This window comes from Desulfofundulus sp. (assembly GCF_049701015.1).
Taxonomy (GTDB): domain Bacteria; phylum Bacillota; class Desulfotomaculia; order Desulfotomaculales; family Desulfovirgulaceae; genus Desulfofundulus.
Genome location: NZ_JBNATZ010000333.1, coordinates 1 through 2,309 on the forward strand (window position 1 = coordinate 1; position 2,309 = coordinate 2,309).

The following is a 2,309-nucleotide window of genomic DNA, read 5'->3' on the forward strand; positions in this document are numbered from 1 at the left end:
CTATCTTGTCCATTAACCTTTTAGCCTTTTGCTCATCTTTCACAGAAAACATGGCAAGCATCCCCAGGTGAAGTTCTTCGCCCAACAACCCGTCTCTGTCCGGGACAATCGCCAGACCATATTCACTGCCCAACCAGGAAAGGAGATCACTTTCAATATCTATCCCCAAATTGTATTCGATTTCCGCGTCGATGTCTTTAAAATCGGGTTCTTTTTGAATGTCTTCCAGAATTTTTTCTATTACGTAATTCAGGTGGACGCCCCCTATGAATACCAGGGAGTTTTCGGGAGCCAGAGCGATAGTCTTCTCAATTTTTCCGGGAGGGGGAAGGTCTTTGGGTAATTTTTCTTTATCGTAGGCCAGCGCGTAGTCAAAGCGCGTCCCTTCTCCGGTAAAGCTCATGGAAAAGCCCAACCCCTGATATGCTTCCAGGTGGTGAAGGCTTTCAACGGGGAAATCCGTGTTCAACTCGTCCTTTATAATATCGGGAATGTTTTCAGCGTTGATATAGCAGGCACCCGACCTGTTTGCTGGCAGCTTTTTCATTACCTTTTTGTAGTTTTCATTTTTGGCCAGGGTGGCCGCACCTTTTTGCCTGGTCATGTCTATTGCCTTTTCGATGGCTTCCTCGCTTTCCGCCAGCAGCAAAAACCCCTCATGCAGGGCGTAGGCTACCGGTGAAGAACCCCCGGTTTCAACGGTTATCTCGACCCCCTGATAAGTCCGGTCCTTGAATGCCATACCTTCTTTTTCCCAGTGCTGGCGCACTTTTTGTAAGCAGGCCGAAGCTTTTTTCATACTGGTGGTAGAAACAGCGAGCAGGTATGACTCCTCGTGGCTGTAGTCAGGGACAATTAGGGCTATTTCCCTGCCAAGCCAGGGTTTTACGTCTTCTTTGAAGTCCAAACCGAATTCATCCTCAAAGTCCCTTCGCAAATCGTCGAAAGCATCTTTAACTTCCGGGATGGAAAGGTAAATGTCTCTGATACGGGCAAAATTTTTTACCTGGTCCAGATTGGGGTTAACGACCAAAAATAGGTCGGTATCGTCTGGTGCCAGTTTGGCTGCACGGGCACTGTTAGACGGGTTAAGGAAGGGGAGTACTTGGGCGAGGGATTCTCGGGTAACAAAACCGATAACAAGAAGAAGACAGGTGAGTACGCCAAGCGCAATCCAGATGGCCTTTTTCGATTTCGAAGAACTGGGCAAAGGCGCGGACTCATTCAGGGGAGTACCGCAGAAGGGGCAAAATTTTGCCTCTTCATTCTCGACCGTGGCGTTGCATTTCGCACACTCCACTTTGAACCAACTCCTTTCTTGAAGAAAGAGTTTCTTATTTTCTGAACTTCCCCATGGGCTAAAGCCAGGAGGTTCTGAGGAGAACCACCGCGGCCTCTTCCCAACCCCAAAGGGCGGGGTCTGCGGCGGCTAGGAATCGGTCATGGTTTGCAAACCTTACAAGGCACATATCCTGCCTTAACCGCCTCTTCCCTGCTCCGGAACTCCACCCGGTTCTGTGGAGCTATCTTCTGCGCCCATTGACAGTCCGGGCGGTGAAACTTCTTAGAGTTTGAGTTGCCGATGTACTTCGCCCCGCCACCGGTTTTACCAGTTGGAACTACAGGAGCCGCACTCCACAGCCCCTTCTCTTTTTCTCTGGCTTCTCTCTGGAATTTTACGAACATATCGGCGTACTTAACATTGGGCGGGACCGTCATCACCTGGGCGTAACCATCCAACAGGAGCCGGGCGTTGTACATCTTGGCCCGCACTTCCCCTTCATAACCAGAAGAAGGCCGCTCCAGCCAGACGTAGGCCAAAAGGCGGCCGTACTTGTCCCGCTCCTGAACGTCATATTCCAGGTAAACGGTCCTCCCAGAAAGTCTATCCCGGGTGTAGGCCGCCGCTTCTTTTCCGTAAGGCTGTTCCTCTATCCCCAACTCCGGGTGAGCTATCTCCGGGCAGTTGACGCCGATAAAGCGCACCTTTTCGTCTTTCCCGTCAAGCTGCACATGCACGGTGTCGCCGTCGGAAACAGACGTAACGACAGCCGGGACCACGCGGACACTATTTTGCGCCCGGGGCGGCTCCGGCAGATTTCCTTTTGGCCCCACCAGCACGGCCTGGCTCCCGGGGTCCCAGCCCACCTCGTAGCCGAACGCTTCAGCCACAAACCTGGCGGGCAGGTAAGTACGCCCGTTGCGTACTACCGGGGCAACGTCCATCTGTTTGGGTTCATCGTTGACGTACATCACCTTGCCGCCCACGGCCAGAACCACGGCAACCTTATCCATGATCAGGGTGACCG

General features: G+C 52.4%; 2 protein-coding genes. Both read right to left on the minus strand.

Annotation, left to right across the window (positions count from 1 at the left end; all coding sequences use genetic code 11):
- Window positions 1–1,300: DUF3352 domain-containing protein (locus ACPLUI_RS14015; RefSeq protein ID WP_424660861.1), on the minus strand; the 1,300-nt coding region annotated here is incomplete at its 3' end.
- Between the two features lie 140 nt (window positions 1,301–1,440).
- On the minus strand, window positions 1,441–2,309 hold an 869-nt coding region (locus tag ACPLUI_RS14020; RefSeq protein WP_424660862.1), incomplete at its 5' end, for a thermonuclease family protein.